This is a genomic window from Snodgrassella alvi, assembly GCF_002777425.1.
Lineage (GTDB): Bacteria > Pseudomonadota > Gammaproteobacteria > Burkholderiales > Neisseriaceae > Snodgrassella > Snodgrassella alvi_B.
Window position 1 is genome coordinate 182778 of record NZ_MDVC01000115.1, and the last position, 19754, is coordinate 202531.

At 42.6% G+C, this 19754-nt stretch carries 14 protein-coding genes and 1 pseudogene; 8 read left to right on the plus strand and 7 right to left on the minus strand.

The window, feature by feature from the left end; translation table 11 throughout:
* Window positions 1-27: 27 nt before the first annotated feature.
* From mgtA to BGI33_RS12800, 7 genes and pseudogenes are all read right to left on the minus strand, one after another.
* The gene (gene mgtA, locus BGI33_RS12775; RefSeq protein ID WP_100091571.1) at window positions 28-2721 is read right to left on the minus strand and encodes a magnesium-translocating P-type ATPase; all 2694 of its coding nucleotides are present in this window, start codon (window positions 2719-2721) and stop codon (window positions 28-30) included.
* 419 nt (window positions 2722-3140) lie between these two features.
* Window positions 3141-4211: an A/G-specific adenine glycosylase gene (mutY, locus tag BGI33_RS12780; RefSeq protein WP_100091545.1), complete on the minus strand. Its 1071-nt coding sequence runs from the start codon at window positions 4209-4211 to the stop codon at window positions 3141-3143.
* A gap of 244 nt (window positions 4212-4455) precedes the next feature.
* Window positions 4456-4926 (minus strand): tetratricopeptide repeat protein, encoded by a 471-nt coding sequence (locus BGI33_RS12785; RefSeq protein WP_257379125.1) that lies wholly within the window; start codon window positions 4924-4926, stop codon window positions 4456-4458.
* Between the two features lie 12 nt (window positions 4927-4938).
* Window positions 4939-5082 (minus strand): annotated as a pseudogene (locus tag BGI33_RS14310) (SEL1-like repeat protein); the annotation flags it as partial.
* A complete protein-coding gene (locus BGI33_RS12790) occupies window positions 5083-6189 on the minus strand; it encodes a tetratricopeptide repeat protein (protein WP_100091547.1) in 1107 nt (368 codons plus the stop codon).
* A gap of 482 nt (window positions 6190-6671) precedes the next feature.
* Window positions 6672-7733, minus strand: coding sequence for a bifunctional transcriptional activator/DNA repair enzyme AdaA (locus BGI33_RS12795; protein ID WP_100091548.1), 1062 nt, complete (start codon window positions 7731-7733; stop codon window positions 6672-6674).
* 515 nt (window positions 7734-8248) lie between these two features.
* Window positions 8249-8605 carry a YciI family protein gene (locus tag BGI33_RS12800; protein WP_306807482.1) on the minus strand — a complete coding sequence of 119 codons (357 nt, stop codon included), beginning with the start codon at window positions 8603-8605 and terminating at the stop codon, window positions 8249-8251.
* Window positions 8606-8736: 131 nt separating this feature from the next.
* Here BGI33_RS12800 and BGI33_RS12805 point away from each other — a divergent pair, with 131 nt between their 5' ends.
* The 8 genes from BGI33_RS12805 to BGI33_RS12840 all read left to right on the plus strand — a co-directional run bounded on the left by BGI33_RS12805 (window position 8737) and on the right by BGI33_RS12840 (window position 19735).
* Window positions 8737-9894 (plus strand): THUMP domain-containing class I SAM-dependent RNA methyltransferase, encoded by a 1158-nt coding sequence (locus tag BGI33_RS12805; RefSeq protein WP_100091549.1) that lies wholly within the window; start codon window positions 8737-8739, stop codon window positions 9892-9894.
* Window positions 9891-10637 (plus strand): pseudouridine synthase, encoded by a 747-nt coding sequence (locus BGI33_RS12810; protein WP_100091550.1) that lies wholly within the window; start codon window positions 9891-9893, stop codon window positions 10635-10637. Before BGI33_RS12805 ends, BGI33_RS12810 begins: the two co-directional genes overlap by 4 nt.
* Before the next feature lie 121 nt (window positions 10638-10758).
* The gene (locus BGI33_RS12815; protein ID WP_100091551.1) at window positions 10759-11421 is read left to right on the plus strand and encodes a CsgG/HfaB family protein; all 663 of its coding nucleotides are present in this window, start codon (window positions 10759-10761) and stop codon (window positions 11419-11421) included.
* Window positions 11422-11442: 21 nt separating this feature from the next.
* Window positions 11443-11799, plus strand: coding sequence for a DUF4810 domain-containing protein (locus BGI33_RS12820; RefSeq protein WP_100091552.1), 357 nt, complete (start codon window positions 11443-11445; stop codon window positions 11797-11799).
* 2 nt (window positions 11800-11801) lie between these two features.
* On the plus strand, window positions 11802-12497 hold the full coding sequence (locus BGI33_RS12825) for a DUF799 domain-containing protein (protein WP_100091553.1): 696 nt from the start codon (window positions 11802-11804) through the stop codon (window positions 12495-12497).
* 353 nt (window positions 12498-12850) lie between these two features.
* Window positions 12851-16681, plus strand: a complete 3831-nt coding sequence (locus BGI33_RS12830) for a DUF3683 domain-containing protein (RefSeq protein ID WP_100091554.1) — start codon at window positions 12851-12853, stop codon at window positions 16679-16681.
* 148 nt (window positions 16682-16829) lie between these two features.
* Window positions 16830-17951 (plus strand): DUF4297 domain-containing protein, encoded by a 1122-nt coding sequence (locus BGI33_RS12835; RefSeq protein WP_180297045.1) that lies wholly within the window; start codon window positions 16830-16832, stop codon window positions 17949-17951.
* A 38-nt stretch (window positions 17952-17989) separates the two neighbouring features.
* Complete coding sequence (locus BGI33_RS12840; RefSeq protein WP_100091556.1) at window positions 17990-19735, plus strand: hypothetical protein; 1746 nt, start codon at window positions 17990-17992, stop codon at window positions 19733-19735.
* Window positions 19736-19754 lie beyond the last annotated feature (19 nt).

Sequence of the window (19754 nt, forward strand, 5' to 3'; positions counted from 1 at the left end):
TAACTCGCTCTTTTTGCTATTTAATGCTTAGAACCATTGTCCAAAGCGGCGAATGTACCAGCGTTTCACTATCTGAGTAACAACACAGTAGCTGCCCAGCGTGAGTACCAGCCACGGGAAATATTGCCATGGTAATGCAGTCAGGCCAATCCAGTTGCTAATCGGTGAAAACGGAATACAAATTCCGATTACCATAATCAGCCCTGTCATCAGTAATACTGGTAAAGCAGCGGTGCTTTGTACAAACGGGATTTTGCGCGTGCGTAGCATATGCACCACCAGCGTTTGTGACAGCAATCCTTCCACAAACCAGCCGGAATGAAACAGATTCTGTACTTCTGGTGCATTGGCATGGAATACAAACCACATCAGTGCAAAAGTACTGATATCAAAAATAGAGGAAATCGGGCCGATAAACAGCATAAAACGGCTGATATTGGAAACATCCCATTTGCGTGGTTTACGCAAAAATTCCTCATCCATTTTATCCCAAGGTAGTGACAACTGAGAAAAATCATACAACAGATTCTGAATCAGCAACTGAATCGCCAGCATGGGCAGAAATGGCAAAAAGGCACTGGCAAACAATACTGAAAATACATTGCCAAAATTAGAGCTGGCCGTCATATTCAGATATTTAATAATATTACCAAAAGTTTCACGCCCTTTGATTACCCCCTCTTCCAGCACCATCAGGCTCTTTTCCAGCAGAATAATATCGGCGGATTCCTTGGCAATATCAGTGGCCGTATCTACGGAAATACCAACATCGGCATCGCGCAAAGCAGGAGCATCGTTAATACCATCACCCAGAAAACCCACTGTATGCCCATTTTCCTGCAACAGGCGGATAATGCGCGATTTCTGCAATGGTGTTAGCTTGGCAAATACAGTATGCTGTTCCAGTAATGGTTTCAGCGCCTCATCACTCAATCCTTCGATATCATTGCCCAGTAAAGGCTGTCCGGCTTCGATACCAACTTCATGACAGATTTTGCGCGTCACAATGGCATTGTCACCGGTCAACACTTTCACAGCCACACCATTTTCACTCAATGCAGCAATGGCTTGGGCTGCGCTGTCTTTCGGTGGATCAAGGAAAGTCAGAAAGCCAAACAAAGTCAGTTCAGTTTCGTCCGCCACCGCATACTGTGCTTTCTGTGCTTCCGGAGCGATATACTTTTTACCAATCGCCAGTACACGGAAACCTTCCTTATTGTAACTTTCAGCCAGTGCCAGTAACTGCTCACGCCGTGCTGTATCCAGTGGCAGATATTCACCCTGTTCATACACGCAACTGGAAATTGACAGCATTTCCTCAACAGCACCTTTGCAAATCAGTACATGGCGCTGCTCATCATCCCGCAGCACGACAGACAAACGCCGGCGTATAAAATCAAACGGCAGCTCATCTATCTTGCGATAACCACCATCATTGATAACAGCACTGTTTTCCGGTTCCTGAGCAAAGCGCACAATCGCCTTGTCCATCAGGTTTTTCATACCACTCTGATAGGAGCTGTTCAACCATGCCAGCTGCAAAACTTCACTATCATTATTGCCATTGATATCAGTGTAATGCTCGAGAATAATTTTATCCTGCGTTAATGTGCCGGTTTTATCGGTACACAACACATCCATGGAACCAAAATTCTGGATAGCACTCAGGCGTTTTACCACCACCTTACGCCGCGCCATCGCCATTGCTCCCTTGGCCAGATTGGCACTTACAATCATCGGCAGCATTTCCGGTGTCAGCCCTACCGCTACAGCCAGAGCAAACAGAGCAGCATCACCCCAGTCACCTTTGGTAAAACCATTTATCAGCAATACCACCGGTACCAGAATCAGCATAAAGCGAATCAACAGATGGCTGACACTGTTTACACCACGGTCAAAAGCAGTCTGGCTGCGTGTACCAACAATCGATTTGGCCAGCGAACCAAAATAAGTATCACTACCCGTAGCCACCACCACTGCTTTAGCCGTACCGCTCACAATATTGGTACCCATAAAGCAGATATTTTCTGCATCCAGCGGATTGGCTGATGACGGTTGCTGCTGTTGAGCAGCCGCATTTCCATTCATACCAACAGTATCGGATTTTTCTACCGGAATGGATTCACCAGTCAGCACCGCCTGACTGATAAACAAATCGCGTGATTCAATCAGACGCACATCAGCCGGAACCATATCACCGGCAGACAGCAAAATAATATCGCCCGGTACCACTTCCTTAATCGGTACTTCAAGCTGCTCGGCACTGATATCATGATGGCTGCGACGCAACACCGTAGCAGTGGTGCTAATCATTGACTTCAGCGCCTGAGCCGCCTTATTGGAACGATATTCCTGCCAAAAGCTGAGCAAACCACTAAGCAGAACCATCACCAGAATAATGCTAATTCCACTCAAGCTGGTTTCTTCACCACTGCGCAAAGGAATCAGATAATCGGTAAAAAAGCTTACCAGGGCCAGCGCCAGTAACACAAAAATAAAAGGATTCTTAAACGCCAGCAACAATTGCAGCCATGCAGACGGCGCTTTATCGTGCACCACATCATTGCTGCCAAAACTGGCCAGCCGTTCTTTAACATCGTGCTCGGTCAGACCACTCAGACTGGTCTGTAATTTGGACAGTGTGCCGTCAAGGCTGTTGCGAGACTCCAGCACAGCCTTGATTACTACTGGTTGAGAAATGATTTTTTTTAGTTTTTTCATAAACAGTACCTCACCGACCATGCTGTTTCCCGGTCGGCAGACACTGTTAACCCGGAAACATCAACGGCCTAGTTGCAGTTGTGGTATCAATAAAATAAACGGTCGACTCGAATCTTCTTCCATTGTTTTATTCCCGGTTAAATAGTTAGAAGCTCAATGCACAGCATTTAGCTCACCTGTACTGAAATTACTGTTTTCCGCTTTTATCCATATAACGTGAAATAGCAAAAAGACAGCCACATTTCAGCAAGATAGCGTTTATACGTGACAATAATGATAGCGTCAATTAAATTTACCCTAAATAGAGTAAAAAACAATATTCACTGCGATTTATTCACATAAATCAGACAAAATTAAAAATAAACATGCTTTACAAGCATAAAAAATAATTATGCCATTAAATTAAAATAGAATTAAAATTAAAACAGTCTGCTTTGTACAGCATTCAGATAATCATGTAATGGTTTAGGGATACCATAAGCTGCCAGATTATCAAATGACACCCATTCACCAGCTACTGGTATGGATTCTATCGGCTGCCCGCTTGCCTGCACCGTAAATGGCACAATAAATAACTGGCGATGGGTTAAACGATGGCTGATTTCAGCGCCTTCGCTCAAATCTTCAGCTGCAAAGCCAAATTGTGCCGCCAGCTCATACAAAGCAGCCAGACTGTCCACACAGGGCACACACCATAAACCACCCCAAATACCTTTGGCTGGGCGCTTGTGTAAGAATACCGCTCCATCGCGATTACGCAATACCAGCCAGTATAGCGACAGATTTCTTACCATTACCGCAGTTTTCTTGCGTGGTAATTCAGTAATACGGTCTTGCGCCCGCGCCAGACACATGTCATTCATGGGGCATACAGAACATACCGGCTTACTGCGCTTGCATACCGTAGCGCCCAAATCCATTAATCCCTGAATATAGGCCGGCATATCAGCAGCATTCGGTGGCAACAAAGCTTCGGCTGTGCGCCAGAGTGTATCTTCAAACGCCTTGCTGGCAATATCACCATCCAGCGCTAGCAACCGGCACAACACGCGCTTTACATTGCCATCCAGAATCGTTTCACGAGCATTAAAACAGAAAGCGGCAATCGCCGCTGCCGTACTGCGCCCTACTCCGCACAAAGTTTGCAGCTCAATCCGGCTGCGCGGAAACTTGCCGGCAAACTCGGTTACCACCTGTCTGGCAGCCTTATGCAAATTCCGCGCACGACTGTAATAGCCCAGCCCCTGCCACAAGCCCATTACCACATCTTCATCGGCGGCCGCCAAAGCCTGCACATTTGGAAAAGCAGCCACAAACCGCGGATAATAATCCAACACTGTCGTTACCTGTGTTTGCTGCAACATAATTTCCGACAGCCATACCAGATACGGCTCACGCGTCTGCCACGGCAAACCATGCCGACCATACTGCCGTTGCCATTTGACTAAACGGAGAGCAAATTCCGGCATTGGTGCTGCTTGTTCATTCATAACGGATTAATCTTGAAATAACCAAATTGTTAGCAAAGAAATATGACTGTTACAGATAAAAAGCTAATATTGGTGACAATGGCCATAAAACAAGCAACAAATTTTGCAAAACCAGATTTATCGCATCCATACAAAAATCATGATTCACCAGATACTCATTATGGATAATTTCAACGTTGTTTTTATCTGGTAACTTATAATATATAATAAAGAAAAATATTTGATAAAAAAATAAAGCTATTTTTTATTTCAATTGCCCATATATCTCGCAGGCTTCTTGTTTACCATTTTCACAGCTTTTTCTAAGCAATTCCATAGCCATACGCTTATTTGGCTTTACACCAGTACCATTTAGATAGATTAATCCTAAAGTAAATTGGGCATTAGCATCTTCCTGCTTTGCAGCCAACTGGTAATATTCAACGGCTTTTGCATAGTCCTGCACTACTCCATGGCCATTTTCATACATATTACCTAAATTACATTGAGCAGAACTATTTCCCTGATTAGCTGCAAGCAGATAATATTCAAGTGCCTTGATATAGTCCTGTCTTACACCTTTCCCAGTGTCATACAAATACCCCAAATTAGCCTGAGCAGCAGCCTCTCCCTGAGCAGCAGCTAATTGAAAATACTCAGCAGCTTTTTCATAATTCTGTTTGCTCGCTTTGCCTTCGAAGTACATTAGTCCAAGATTATATTGTGCAGTGGCCAACCCATCTTTAGCAGCCTGATAAAAACACTGGAATGCCTTTTGATAATCCTGTTTAATACCCTTACCGTTATATAACATCAGTCCTAAATTATAAATAGCATAAGAATAGCCCTGTTTAGCTGCCAGCTGGTAATATTTCACAGCTTCAACATAATCTTATTGCGTAATCTGACCATTTTCATAAATAACACCAAGATTATATTGGGCAATAATATTGCCCTGTTCGGCCGCTAACTGATAGTAGCTAAGAGCTTTTTTATAATTCTGTTTTATACCATAACCATATCTATAATATACTCCGAGATTAAACTGTGCAGTTACATTACCTTGCGCAGCAGCAAGATGAAAATATTTTACTGCTTGTTCATAATCCTGCTTTACTCCTAATCCATCACTATACATAAGTCCCAGATTAGTTAAAGCATCACTACACCCCTGATTAGCCGCTAATTGATAATATTTTAATGCCTGAACAAAATCCTGTGCTGTGCCTGTACCATTATGGTAAATCAGTCCTAATTTATATTGTGCATCAACATTTCCCTGTTCAGCAGCAAGGTAATAATAATGCATTGCTTTATCATAACTTTGTTCTATTCCTTCACCATGATAGTACATTATCCCTAAAATATATTGGGAAGTAATTTCACCCTGCTCAGCTGCCAACTGAAAATAGTTGGAAGCTTTTATATAGTCTTGTTTTACACCTTCACCCAAGTAATACATCAATCCTAAAGAAGATTGGGCTTTAGCTTCATTCTGGACAACTGCTAGCTGAAAATATTTTAGCGCTTCAAAATAATCCTGTTTTACCCCATTGCCATTCTTATACAGCAATCCAAGACTACATTGAGCCGAAGCATTGCTCTGTTTAGCAGCCTGAATAAAAAATTCTTTAGCCTTAACATAGTCCTGCTGTACACCGTCGCCATTTTGATACATAACGCCCAGAGCAAATTGTGCATTAACGTTTCCCTGTCTGGCTGCCATGCTGAAATATCTGGCAGCTTTCTCACAATCCTGAGATACTTCCTCACCTGCATAATAAAATATACCCAAGTGAAATTGAGAATCTGCATCACCCTGCTGCGCCTGCATTTCAATATATTCTAACTCATTAAAATTATTTTCTTTTTCTTTTGAAAAATCTCCCACCCTAGTTTTAGAAATACTTTGTTTTGCTGTATGTTTTACATTAGAAAGTTGCAAAAAAGGAATATATTTTGACAAGGACAACACAAATAGAATTAACTTTTCTTTCATCAATTACCCCGTCATTACAAATAAATTATGTATGGATTAAGTTAAAAACCATATCAATATATAGTTACCCATGATAATCAATTCAATTAAGATTAGAATTAATCAACGCAATTACCAAAACTAAAATCTTTTCAAACACATTATAATTACAGCCAAAAAACAGAGTAACTTTATCAGTTTCATCATTTAAGAACAAATCATCATGGAACAAGTAAAGACCGCTATACTGCGCTGAATATTCCATTAAAAAAATTCCAACCAGCAATGGTTATTACTAAATCAGTTAAATTAAGGCTTCACCGCAGGTAAATTTTTATTGCCTACTGGACACAAGTTTGCCCTGTTTCAGCTTAACCACCGAAACCAGCCCATTAAAACCATGTTCAGTTAAATCAAGATTACGCAATATGGTTAAAGGCAAACAGAACTGTGTATTTACGCATTGACAAATCCAAACAAACTACCCATTTCCACCCAAAAATTTATGATTGATGATTATTTTTTTCATGATTAATAAGCCATTGTTTGCGCGCCAATCCACCACCATAGCCAGTTAATTGGCCATTAGAACCGATTACTCTGTGGCAGGGAATAATGATGGCGACACGATTAAAGCCGTTGGCGCTAGCAACAGCTCTAACTGCTTTAGGATTATTTAGCTTTTCTGCCTGTTGCTTGTAAGTAGAGAGTTCGCCATAAGGTATTGTTCTCAAACAATCCCAGACAGCTTGCTGAAAATGCGTTCCGGGTGTATGCAATTGAACAGTAAAGTTTGTCCTTTTACCCCGAAAGTATTCATCCATTTCAAGTCTGGCCTGTAAAATATAATTATTTTCACCAAAGATAATTGTCCCCTTAAGTAAATTTTGTAGCTGCCTGAACTCCGTTTCAAGCATACGTCGGTCAACAAACTCCAACAGACAAATACCCTGTTGAGTAGCACAAATAAACATAGGGCCAATAGGCGTGGTTAAACGATTGATAAGGATAAGATTCTCATTTGAATAATTGGAAGGTGATTTTTTGACAATCTTTTTATAGGTATAAGCAAAGCCACTTAATGATTCATATCCATTATCAAAAGCTGTATCCATTATCTTTTTACCCGTTTTCAACTCCTGATAAGCCTGATTAATCCGGTACATTCTTTGATAAGCCTGAAAAGTAATACCATAATTTTTTTTAAACCAGCGGCGAACAGTTTCTGGGCTGATTTGATGCTCTCTTAACAGCGCATCAGATATTCTTATCTTTGGATTTTCAGTACTGATTCTTATAGCATCAATCACCTGTTTGGGTGCTTCATTAGCATTCTCTGCTGGCCGGCAGATTTTACAGGGTCTGTAGCCTGCATCAAGAGCATCTTTAACCGTGCGAAAAAATTCCGTATTTTCAAATTTTGGCTTTTTTGCTCTGCATGTAGCTATACAAAATATTGAAGTAGTTTTAACACCTACGTAGAAGATACCAACATAGCTTGGGTCTTTTGCGAGTAAAGCTTGGTAGTATTTTTGGATTTCAATTCTATCTGTAAGCGGCTTCATTGGTCATACTCCCTTTACTTCGGATTATCGCGGTAAATCTGGTAGACCATTCATATCTGGCTATTCTGATTCATTTGTTTTCTGCAATCCAGCGCATAAAAGGATATTAAAAATTTAGTAGCAATAATGACAACCGAAAAATGGACAACTATTTTTTAAGCACAAAATAACTTATCTGCCATGATTGTTTATTTGTACTTTTCAAATAAGAGATGGGGACTACGAGCTAAATGTACTAAATATGTACTATTGGAATAAAATAAAGCGGCCACAAAACAAGGTAGCAGACAGACTGCAATACAGTTACTGTACAGGCTCATCAACCAATAGCAATAAAACGATATTACGTTTAATCGTGGTTACTACTCTAGCCCAGCCAACCAGTAGATACAACTAATTAAACGATCTTTGTATCTAAAACCGGCTTTTATAGCTAGCTGGCAGTAAATAACTGAAGCAGATTTAAAACGCATAAACCAGATTCTATAAACTAATCAGCTAACCCTGAAATCAAATCAGATAAATACTTCAAAACCATTTGCATATTTACTTGGCGCAAATTCAATCACCTCATATTCAGCAACCTGATGGATATAAAACGGATCCTCCTGCAATATAGCCTCAGCAGCAGCTTTACTACTGGCGCGACACAGAATTCCCCCGCCAACACGTGGTACTTGCCGGCCGGAAGCAATAAAATGACCCATATTATAGTATTCCTGCAAATAGGCCAGATGAGCAGGTAAATACTTCTCCACCTCTTCTATCGATTGCAGATAGGTTAACTTAAAAACAAATATAGCATTCCCTGTGCTAATTATTAGCAATATGCAGACATAAAACTTGCTTTTTCCAAAGGTGCAGCTACACACTTAATCACCCAAATTTGCGCGCCAGAAAGTACAAACAATAGTCAACACCTAAACTTCAATATTACAATCATACTATTCAAACATGCATAAACAAGTTTAGCATGTCCTTTCCCTCTTAATTAAAGTATTGCATGAATTCATATCCTCTTTTCGTAAGCTGTCCGCGTGGGCTTGAAACCATATTAAATCAGGAGCTAGTTACACTGGGCTGCAAACAGATTCACAACCACGATGGTGGTGTTGCTGTTGATGGTGATTTAGCCAGCGTTTACCGGATTAATCTGTACAGCCGCGTGGCCAGCCGTGTGCTCATTCGCCTGAATACCGGCCACTTTCGCAACGAAAACGACATTTATCAGCAGGCCAGAAAAATTAACTGGCCAGAATGGTTTGACGTTAACAAAAACTTCAAAATTCACATAGAAGGCAAACAGGCACAAATCAACAGCCTGAACTTTGCCGCACTCAAAGTAAAAGATGCACTTTGCGATGTATTTCGCGACAAAACCGGCAGCCGCCCCAGCGTAGAGAAATTTCGCCCGGATGTACGCATTCATGTCTTCATCGAAAAAAATGAACTATCCATCTATCTGGATAGTAGTGGTGAAGCCTTATTCAAACGCGGCTATCGCAGCGATACCGGCGAAGCACCATTACGCGAAAATCTGGCGGCCGGCCTGTTATTACTGGCTGGTTATAATGGCAGCCAGCCATTTATGGATCCATTCTGCGGTAGTGGCACTCTCGCCATAGAAGCAGCATTGATTGCCACCAACACAGCACCCGGACTAGAGCGAGCTTTCGGGTTTGAAAACCTATGCAATTACAATGATGCCTTATGGCAACAACAGCGCCGTGCTGCTTCAGCCGCTAAAAGCCAGCCTCAAGCACCCATTTTCGGCGCAGATATTGATAGCAAACTAATCAAACTGGCACAAAACAACGCCCGTTACGCCGAAGTAGAGCAACATATTCAATGGCAGATAACCGATGCACTGGATACTCGCCCAAATGGTACCAATGGCATCATGATAAGCAATCCGCCTTATGGCGTACGTCTTTCAGAAATCCAGCTATTACACGCTTTATATCCGCAGCTTGGCAGTTGGCTGAAACAACATTTTGCCGGCTGGCTGATTGGCATGTTCAGTGCCGACCGCGATATGCCCAAACTGATGCGCCTGTCACCCAAACGCAAAATTCCCCTCTTCAATGGTAATCTGGATTGCCGCCTGTTTCTGCTGGACATGGTAGCCGGTTCAAATCGACAGAAAGAGCATAAAGCATGACAACAACAGACCAAAATGAACCACAACGCCTATCCAAGCGCATGGCACAACTGGGCTTATGCTCGCGCCGCGAAGCTGATAGCTACATCGAGCAGGGCTGGGTAAAAGTGAATGGCGTTACCGCAGTACTGGGGCAGAAAGTTGTCAACTCCGACCGCATCGACCTCGACCGGCAGGCACATCGCCAGCAGGCCGAACGCGTTACCATTCTGTTAAACAAACCAGTAGGCTATGTCAGCGCGCAGCCAGAAAAAGGCTACCGTGCCGCCGTCGAACTGATTACCGAAGCCAATCACTGGCAGGAAGACAAAAGCCGTATCCAGTTTCAGACAGCCCATACCCGCCATCTGGCACCGGCTGGCCGGCTGGACATAGATTCAGTAGGCTTACTGGTGCTTACACAGGACGGGCGCATCGCCAAACAGCTTATCGGTGAAAACAGCGGCATCGAAAAAGAATATCTGGTACGCGTCAGCGGCAAGCTTAGCGACAATGGTCTGGCCTTACTCAACCATGGCTTGAGCCTGGATGGCGAAAAACTGCGGCCGGCCAAAGTCAGCTGGCAAAATCAGGATCAACTGCGCTTTATACTCAAACAGGGTAAAAAACGCCAAATCCGGCGCATGTGTGAACTGGTAGGTCTGCGCGTTACCGGCCTGAAACGAGTACGCATGGGCAAAATCAAACTGGGCGCCCTGCCACCGGGGCAATGGCGCTATTTAAGTGCGCAGGAACAATTCTGATACCAGTAAGCTCCTACATAAAGCCTGCGTAATTAAAAATTTTACACTTTTAGCTAATATATTTTTGACATAAAACAACAGTCTCAATATACTCCACCCAACACATTTAACTTAAACAATCATGAATAAACTTTATTTAACCATATTAAGTGCAGTTCTATTATCTGCATGCGCAACCGAAAGCTCTCAGGTTCTGAACGTTCCAAAAGTAGAAACCTATCAGCAGGCCTACAATGGCGTAAAAGCACCGCTGGCTGTAGGCAAGTTTGATAGCCGTGGTAATCTGGGAGGCGGTATTTTCAGTAATAGCAACAATCAGCTTACCAGTCAGGCCAAAACCATTTTAATGGCAGATTTGCAGCAAACCGGTCGTTTTTCAGTATTAGACCGTGGCAATCTGGATGAAATCAAAAATGAAGCGAATATTAAAGGCCTGAATCAGAAAATAAAGGGCGCACGCTACGTCGTTACCGGTGCCATTACCGAATTTGGCCGTAGAAATATTGGTGACCAGCAACTATTTGGTATCCTAGGTCAGGGTAAAACACAGGTTGCTTATGCCAAAGTTACCCTAAGTATCGTTGACGTACAATCCTCCGAGATTGTCTTCTCCAGTCAGGGCGCTGGTGAATTCAAACTATCTTCACGTGAAATCCTCGGCACTGGTGGACACACCAGCTACGACGCTACTCTCAATGGCAAAGTGTTGGATCTGGCTATCCGAGAAGCTGTAAATAATCTGGTACGCGGCATCGAACAAGGTCAATGGAAGCCACAACCCTAATATCCATCAGGTATAACAGATATGAAACACATCCTGACAACGGCCGTAGCTGCCTTGTTATTAACTGCCTGCGCAAATAATAATCAGCCGGCCAACTCACTTTACTACTGGGCTGACTTTAACAAACAGCAATATCAAACCTTGAATAATGCTCTTACACCTCAGGAACAGATTGCCAACATGGAAAAATACTTTCTTGATGTACAGAGCAACCATGCCAAAGCAGCACCCGGTACACATGCACATCTGGGGATGCTCTATGCCAAAGTAGGCAATCTGGCTGGAGCCAAAACCCAGTTTAAGATGGAAAAACAGGCGTTTCCTGAATCGACCACCTATATGAATTTCTTACTCAAAAACGTAGTAGGAGAAAAATAATAATGCGTTTATTACGTCAATTATTACTGCCTTTATCTGTTGCCGCCATCCTGTCTGCCTGTAGTACTACTAGCCATAAACAGCCTTACGATTACAGCAAATTCCAGCGCAGCAATCCCCGCTCCATACTCGTGGTACAGCCAACCAGCTCTTCAGTAGAAGTAAAAGCACCAAATGCAGTTATGGCACAATCAACCAGACCACTGGCTGAATCCGGTTACTATGTGTTTCCAGTTGCATTAGTTAACGAAACTTTCAAAGAAAATGGCCTCAATGAAGGAGCAGAAATACAGGCTGTTGGTTTGAATAAAATCCGTCGGGTATATAATCCTGATGCCATTCTGTATATGGATATCGACGATTATGGTACCAAATATCAGGTAATTAACAGCACTACTACTGTAAGTGTTAAAGCCAGACTCGTAGATGCCAAAACTGGCGATGTTATCTGGACTGGTGCAAAACGAATCACCGTAAGTTCAAGTGACAACAAGCAACAAGGCTTTCTGGGTGCGGTTACTTCAGCACTTATCACCCAAATTAAAGACAAGGTAAAAGATAGCGCTTTCGATCTGGCTGGAACCGTTAATGCCAATCTGCTCTCGGCCGGTGCTACCAATGGCATTCTCTACGGACCGCACCACCCAAGCTACCAAAAGCCAGCCACAGCCACCATAACACCCGTTCAGAATCCATAATTAAAACCAAAGCCCCTTAGTAAACCTAAAGGGCTTTTTAATTATCAAAGTAAGCAGTTTAAATACAGGTAAAACGCAATAGTCTCAAAAACGACTATCCGATAAATTGATAACCATGCAATTTCCCGTAGCTGGCCTGAATATCAGTTATCAAAACTCAAAGTAGATTTTTAGCTTTCTGCATATACATGAAACAAAATACCATCAAACCAGCAGATTTTTCCATTGCCACCACTGCCGTTTTCACCTAAATTGTCACAAGACAAAACTGCTAAAAGTAAAGTTAATCAGTTAAAATACCCCACTCATAGCCCTACCAATTTAACGCCAGCAGAGCGGAACGGAACACATCAATGAGCACACAAGCCAGTCAGCGTATACGCGAAATCCCCTACAACTACACCTCCTATTCCGACCGGGAAATAGTCATCCGCCTACTCGGCAGCCATTCATGGGATTTACTGCAACAACTGCGCGGGCAAAGACGTACCGGCCGCTCAGCGCGCATGCTGTTTGAAATACTGGGCGACATCTGGGCAGTCATCCGCAACCCCTATCTCATCGACGACCTGCTCGAACACCAACAACGCCAGCAGGCACTGGTTAAAGAAATGCGCCACCGCCTGCACGAAATCCAGAAACGGCGCGACAACAACCAGCAAGTTGCCCAACTGATGGAAAGTACCGAACAGGCCATCAACGATTTTGACAGCAGCTTCGGTAAAACCCGCAACAAACGCGAACAGGTATTCAACCGCCTGCGCAAAATCACCCACAAAGACAACATCATGTTTGACGGGCTGGCACGCGTTACCCATGTTACCGATGCCACCGACTGGCGTATCGAATATCCATTTGTGGTTATCAATCCAGACCACGAAAAAGAAATTGCCCCACTCGTACGCGCCCTGATTGAACTCGAACTCACCATCATCCCGCGTGGCGGTGGCACCGGCTATACAGGCGGCGCCATACCCATGGATGCCATGAGTGCCGTAATCAACACCGAAAAACTCGACCAGTACAGCCCGGTAGCCTTACAGCAACTGCCCGGACTGGAAGGTACCCACCCCGTTATTACCTGTGGTGCCGGCGTCGTTACCCGCCGCGTAGAAGAAGCCGCTACCGCAGCCGGCTGGGTATTTGCCGTCGATCCCACCTCCGCCGATGCCTGTTGTATCGGCGGCAACATAGCCATGAATGCCGGTGGTAAAAAAGCCGTACTATGGGGCACAACCCTCGACAATCTGGCATGGTGGAAAATGGTCAACCCACTGGGTCAGTGGCTGAAAATCGAGCGCGTGCGTCACAACTTTGGCAAAATTCACGACGAAACCACCGCCATCTTCGACATACACACACTAGATGACGACGGCTATTCCATTATCAAAACCGAGCGCCTCGAAGTACCCGGCCAGCGATTCCGCAAAGTAGGCTTGGGCAAAGACGTTACCGACAAATTCCTTGCCGGCGTGCCCGGTGTGCAAAAAGAAGGTACCGACGGCATCATAACCTCTGCCGCCTTCGTACTGCACCGCATGCCCAAATACACCCGTACCATATGTATGGAATTTTTTGGCACCGTAGCCAACGCCACCCCGTCCATTGTCGAAGTACGCAACTACATGCTCAACCACCCAAGCGTCAAACTGGCGGGGCTGGAGCATCTGGACTGGCGTTATGTACGCGCCGTCGGCTATGCCACCAAGGCCACCGGCAAAGGCCGCCCGAAAATGGTTTTACTTGCCGACATCGTTGCCGACGACGAAAACGAAGTACAGGCCGCCGCTGCACATATCGTACGACTGGCCAATGCCCGCTGTGGAGAAGGCTTTATCGCCGTTACCCCCGAAGCACGCAAAATCTTCTGGCTCGACCGTTCCCGTACCGCCGCCATTGCCCGCCATACCAACGCCTTTAAAATCAACGAAGACGTCGTTATCCCGCTGGAACAGCTTGGCAGCTACTCCGATGGCATCGAACGCATCAACATCGAACTGTCCATACAGAACAAACTGGCCTTGTGTGCTGCCATCATCGACTACCTGCAAACCAAACTGCCGGTAGACAAGCTCGACACCGACCTGCCGAGCACCGAATTACTCGGCTCACGCAAACAGCATGCACTGAATCACGTTACCGGCATCCAAACCCGCTGGACATGGCTGCTCAATCACCTTGATGCCCCGCTGGCCGACTACCTCAAACAGTTCCCGCAAAAACTTGAAGACAACGAACCGGCAGGCGACCAAAGCTGCTTTATCGCCATGCGCGACTTCCACCTGCGAGTATCCGTAAAACGCGACATCATGCAGCCGCTGGCAGAAATTTTCAGTGGCAAAACCGATACCCTGATTCTGGAAAAACTCGACCAAATCCACCGCCATATCATCCGCGGCCGCGTCTTCGTCGCCCTGCACATGCATGCCGGTGATGGCAACGTCCACACCAACATACCGGTAAACTCCGACGACTACGACATGCTGCAAACCGCCCACCACGCCGTAGACCGCATCATGGCACTGGCGCGCAGCCTGAACGGCGTTATTTCCGGCGAACACGGCATCGGCATTACCAAAATCAACTACCTCACCGCAGCCGAAATGCAGCCCTACTGGGACTACAAACAACAGGTAGACCCGCACGGCTATTTCAACCGCGGCAAACTGATGCCCGGTGCCAACCTCGACAAAGCCTACACCCCCTCCTTTGAGTTGCTGGGCGTAGAATCCCTGATTATGGAACAATCCGAGCTGGGCAAAATCGCCCATGCCATCAAAGACTGCCTGCGCTGCGGCAAATGCAAACCCGTATGCAGCACCCACGTACCGCGCGCCAACCTGCTCTACTCCCCACGCAACAAAATCCTCGGCGTAGGCCTGCTTACCGAAGCCTTCCTGTACGAAGAACAGACCCGCCGCGGCGTATCCCTGAAACACTTCGACGAACTCAACAGCGTGGCCGACCACTGTACCGTATGCCACCGCTGCATCAAGCCCTGCCCAGTAAAAATTGATTTCGGCGACGTAACCGTAGCCATGCGCAACTACCTGCGCAAGGCCGGTAAAAAGAAATTCAACCCCACCGTCTACATGGGTATGGCTTTCCTCAACGCCACTGACCCGAGAACCATCAAAGCCCTGCGTCAGAGTGTAATCAAAACCGGCTTCAGATTGCAAAACTGGGGCTATGAAATGGGCAAACACTTCAGCCTTGGCTGGCTCAAACGCCAGAAAACTGCCCCGCGTGCCACCACCGGCAAACCAGAAATCCGCGAGCAAGTTGTTCACTTCATCAACCGCCCGTTACCGCGCCACATACCAATTAAAACCGCCCGCGCATTGCTGAATATCGAAGACAACACCACCGTACCGATTATCCGCAATCCACAGGTAAGCGAAGAAGCCGAAGCCGTCTTCTACTTCCCCGGCTGTGGCTCCGAACGCCTGTTTAGCCAGATTGGTCTGGCCACACAAGCCATGCTGTGGCATGTAGGCGTACAAACCGTACTGCCACCGGGCTACCTCTGCTGCGGCTACCCGCAAACCGCCGGCGGCAACAAAGACAAAGGTGACCAAATCACCATGGACAACCGCGTCCTGTTCCACCGCGTAGCCAATACCCTCAACTATCTGGATATCAAAACCGTAGTCGTAAGCTGCGGCACCTGCTACGACCAGCTTACAGATTACCATTTCGATAAAATTTTCCCCGGCTGCCGTATACTCGACATCCACGAATACCTGCTGGAAAAAGGCCTGAAACTGGACGGCATCAAAGGCCAGCAATACTTGTACCACGACCCCTGCCACACACCAATCAAAACCAACCAGCCAATCAGAGTAGTTAACGAACTGATGGGACAAAACGTGCCCCTGTCCGACCGCTGCTGCGGCGAATCCGGCATGTTTGCCGTCAACCGCCCCGATATCGCCACACAAGTACGCTTCCGTAAACAGGAAGAAATCGAAAAAGGCAAAGCCAAACTGCCGCAGAGCGAACCGGTAAAAATCCTCACCAGCTGCCCCGCCTGCCTGCAAGGCCTCAGCCGCTACAGCGATGACACCAATATCAAGGCCGATTATGTCGTGATTGAAATGGCCAAACATATACTGGGTGAAAACTGGCAGGAAGAGTTTGTGCAAAAAGCCAGTAATGGGGGGATTGAAAAAGTGTTGTTATAAGTTCCTAACTAAGGTGGCATGTAACAGTTAAATAAATTTTACATATAAAAATTTATTTAACTGTTTATTAATATAAATCAATTAATCTAATATACTGATATTAATAAAATAGCTAACTAATTTTTCATTTTAAATATGGGAGGTTATATTGGATATATCACAATCTGCACCAGAAAATAATCCTCTTGCTTGCCCACAACGCGAAAATGCTGGTGCATTGACTTTCGAAAAATTTGAATATCAGTATCATTGGGCTTTATGCAGAATACTTGAAGCACATGAGGTATCCAAAGATTATGTAATATTTATGGAGTTACATGAAGATGTATTATTCGCTACTTCAACGGATATAACAAATGCCGAATTTGAGTTCACTCAGGTAAAAAGCATTAGTTCTTCGCCATGTACAGCTACACAATTAGTAAAATTACAAGGTTCTAATAAATCTAATTCATTATTGGGAAAAATGCTTTCTGGAATAAAAGATAAACCATTTATTTCAAGATTGAAAAATGTGGATCTCGTTTTAACTTGTGGATATAAAATAGATCTTAAAAAAGAAAAAAAAAGTTATAAATTAAATATTATTACTATCAATGACATTGATGAAAATTGTTTACAAAAAATTCAAGATGCTATTAATAAAGAGCTAGGTGATTATCCATTACCACAATCATTAAGATTTGTTATACCAGAACTTCCATCTATAAGTTTTCAAGATACAACCAAAGGAAAAATAATAAATCTTATTGATAAAATTTATCCTAATTCAAAATGTTCACCGCTTACAATTTATAGAGCCATAATAGATGATTTACATCGTAAAGGTACAAACCAAAATAACTATTTAAATTGGGAAAAAATGATTAAAACCCAAGGAATTACCTACTCTCAAGTTCAAGAAATTATTTTGGTGAATACTGATTTTAATAAAGAACGTTTCATCCAAACGTTCAATGAGCTAATTCCAGAATTGGGATTAAATAGATTAGAGAAAATAAGTATCCGATTTGACTTCGACAGATATATGAATACAATACATATAGGACGTTCGCTTGATACAGTTAATAATAAAAATGAGATTATAAAAGTAATTGACAATAATTTTCAAACATTTAAAAATTATTCATTTAAAGACTTTATAGAAGCTACATTAAATGACTTACCTCAAACAATTAAAAATAATTTTACAGATAGAACCGAACTTTTAGCAGCGATAACTTATGAATTGATAAATAAAATCTATGAAAAAAGAACCTACAATCGATAATTACAAATTACTTATAAGAAATCTAAGGACAAAACAATATGAAAAACTTAGTATTCCAACAACTTGTAGTAATATCAAAGTCAAAAAAACTGGGAAACCTGTTCAAGTTCAATCCTCATCTGAATTTGATAACAGCAAAGAATAATAGCTTTGGTAAATCAACTTTAGCTAAATTATTAGTATGGACTTTAGGGTGTGAGCCATATTTAGATCCAACATGGAAGAACCTCGAAGTACATTGCCGTGTTGATTTTAATATAGGAGAAAATAATTTTAGAATAGAACGTTATAAAAATACCATAATAATATATTGGCCTGATAATTCTCAAAAAAAATATTCAAAAATATCAGGGGAGTATGCTGAAGAATTTGCTAAAATTGTTGGTTTTAGAGCTCTTTTACCCCAACGTACGAAAAATGGTGAAGACGACTTTATATTAGAGACACCTCCACCAGCTTTTTACTATTTACCTTTTTACATTGATCAGCAATCTAGTTGGTCTAAAACATGGATAGGTTTTTCTAGCCTAAATCAATATAGAGACTGGCAAAAGACTATTATACAATATCACACTGGATATCTAGTGCCAGAACACTTTGCAATTCAGAAAGAAATTGCTCTAGAAAACAAAGAAAAAAAAGCTCAAATACAAATTCAACAAAAAATTGATACAGCCATTGAAATAGTGAATACATATTTTCCCACACCTTCTAAAACTATAGCTTTAACTAATGAAGAATTTGATATTTTAAAAAAAGAAGTATCGGAAGATATATCTAAACTTCAAGCTGAACAAGAAGAATTATTTAATATAATAGCTAAAGATAAAACAAAACGTACCTATTTGTTAAGTCAGTTAGAGTTAGCTAATATAGCAGTAGACGAATTAGAAAAAGATTATTTATTCTCTATCGAATATCATAATGATGATGAGCTTTTATGTCCGTTATGTGGGACAATCCATAATAATTCCTCTCCTTATAGAGCTTCTATTCTTGCAGACAAAGACCAAGCCATTAAATTAGTTCAATCCTTAAAAAAAGAAATTGAGCTTATTGATAAAAATTTATCAGACAAAAATATTAAAATTACAATACTTCGAAGCAAAATTAATCAAATAAGAAACAAATACATTTCGAAAGACTTAGTTTTAGAAAAATCAAGTATTGGGATAGATGATATTAACATCTTTGATATGTTAACAGTCAAAAATGTTGAAAAGCATGTACAACAGGCCAGAGCTAATAGCTTATTACTAGCAGAAGAAAATGAATTAGAGATAGAAAGGTTAAACCAAAAACAAAAACAACTTTTATCAAAAGAGCAACGTCTTTTCATAAATAATAATTTTTTAAAATATTTAAATGATTATATCGACAAACTGGATGCAAAAGGAGTTAATTTAAAACCAATTAAATCCCCTATAGATTACAACAAACTGCATGGAAGTGGTGGCGCTGCTGAAAGTACTAGAGGACTACTCGCATATTATATGGCCGTACTGAAATTGATAGAAGAAGCAGAAAATGAAGTTTTTGCATCTATTATCATTGATACACCAAATCAACAGGAACAGGCTAATTTTAATTATAAAAATATTTTAAATTTTCTTATTAATACAATTCCACCTCAAGCTCAACTTATTTTATGTGCAATGGATTGTAAAGAAATTAATTGCTTCAAGGAAAAAGCTAATGTGATTGAATTAGATGAAGAAAAAATTTTGAAATCATCTGAATTTATAAAGGCTAAAAAATTATTAAATATGGACATATACCTATAATTTAATATCTCATTATTCC

What these genes read in the sequence shown, in the direction of transcription:
- BGI33_RS12830 (WP_100091554.1), top strand. Translation starts at nt 12,851, where the DNA reads ATGAGCACACAAGCCAGTCAGCGTATACGCGAAATCCCCTACAACTAC.
- BGI33_RS12825 (WP_100091553.1), top strand. Translation starts at nt 11,802, where the DNA reads ATGCGTTTATTACGTCAATTATTACTGCCTTTATCTGTTGCCGCCATC.
- BGI33_RS12840 (WP_100091556.1), top strand. Translation starts at nt 17,990, where the DNA reads ATGAAAAACTTAGTATTCCAACAACTTGTAGTAATATCAAAGTCAAAA.
- BGI33_RS12790 (WP_100091547.1), bottom strand. Translation starts at nt 6,189, where the DNA reads ATGAAAGAAAAGTTAATTCTATTTGTGTTGTCCTTGTCAAAATATATT.
- mutY (WP_100091545.1), bottom strand. Translation starts at nt 4,211, where the DNA reads ATGAATGAACAAGCAGCACCAATGCCGGAATTTGCTCTCCGTTTAGTC.
- mgtA (WP_100091571.1), bottom strand. Translation starts at nt 2,721, where the DNA reads ATGAAAAAACTAAAAAAAATCATTTCTCAACCAGTAGTAATCAAGGCT.
- BGI33_RS12795 (WP_100091548.1), bottom strand. Translation starts at nt 7,733, where the DNA reads ATGAAGCCGCTTACAGATAGAATTGAAATCCAAAAATACTACCAAGCT.
- BGI33_RS12820 (WP_100091552.1), top strand. Translation starts at nt 11,443, where the DNA reads ATGAAACACATCCTGACAACGGCCGTAGCTGCCTTGTTATTAACTGCC.
- BGI33_RS12805 (WP_100091549.1), top strand. Translation starts at nt 8,737, where the DNA reads ATGAATTCATATCCTCTTTTCGTAAGCTGTCCGCGTGGGCTTGAAACC.
- BGI33_RS12815 (WP_100091551.1), top strand. Translation starts at nt 10,759, where the DNA reads ATGAATAAACTTTATTTAACCATATTAAGTGCAGTTCTATTATCTGCA.
- BGI33_RS12810 (WP_100091550.1), top strand. Translation starts at nt 9,891, where the DNA reads ATGACAACAACAGACCAAAATGAACCACAACGCCTATCCAAGCGCATG.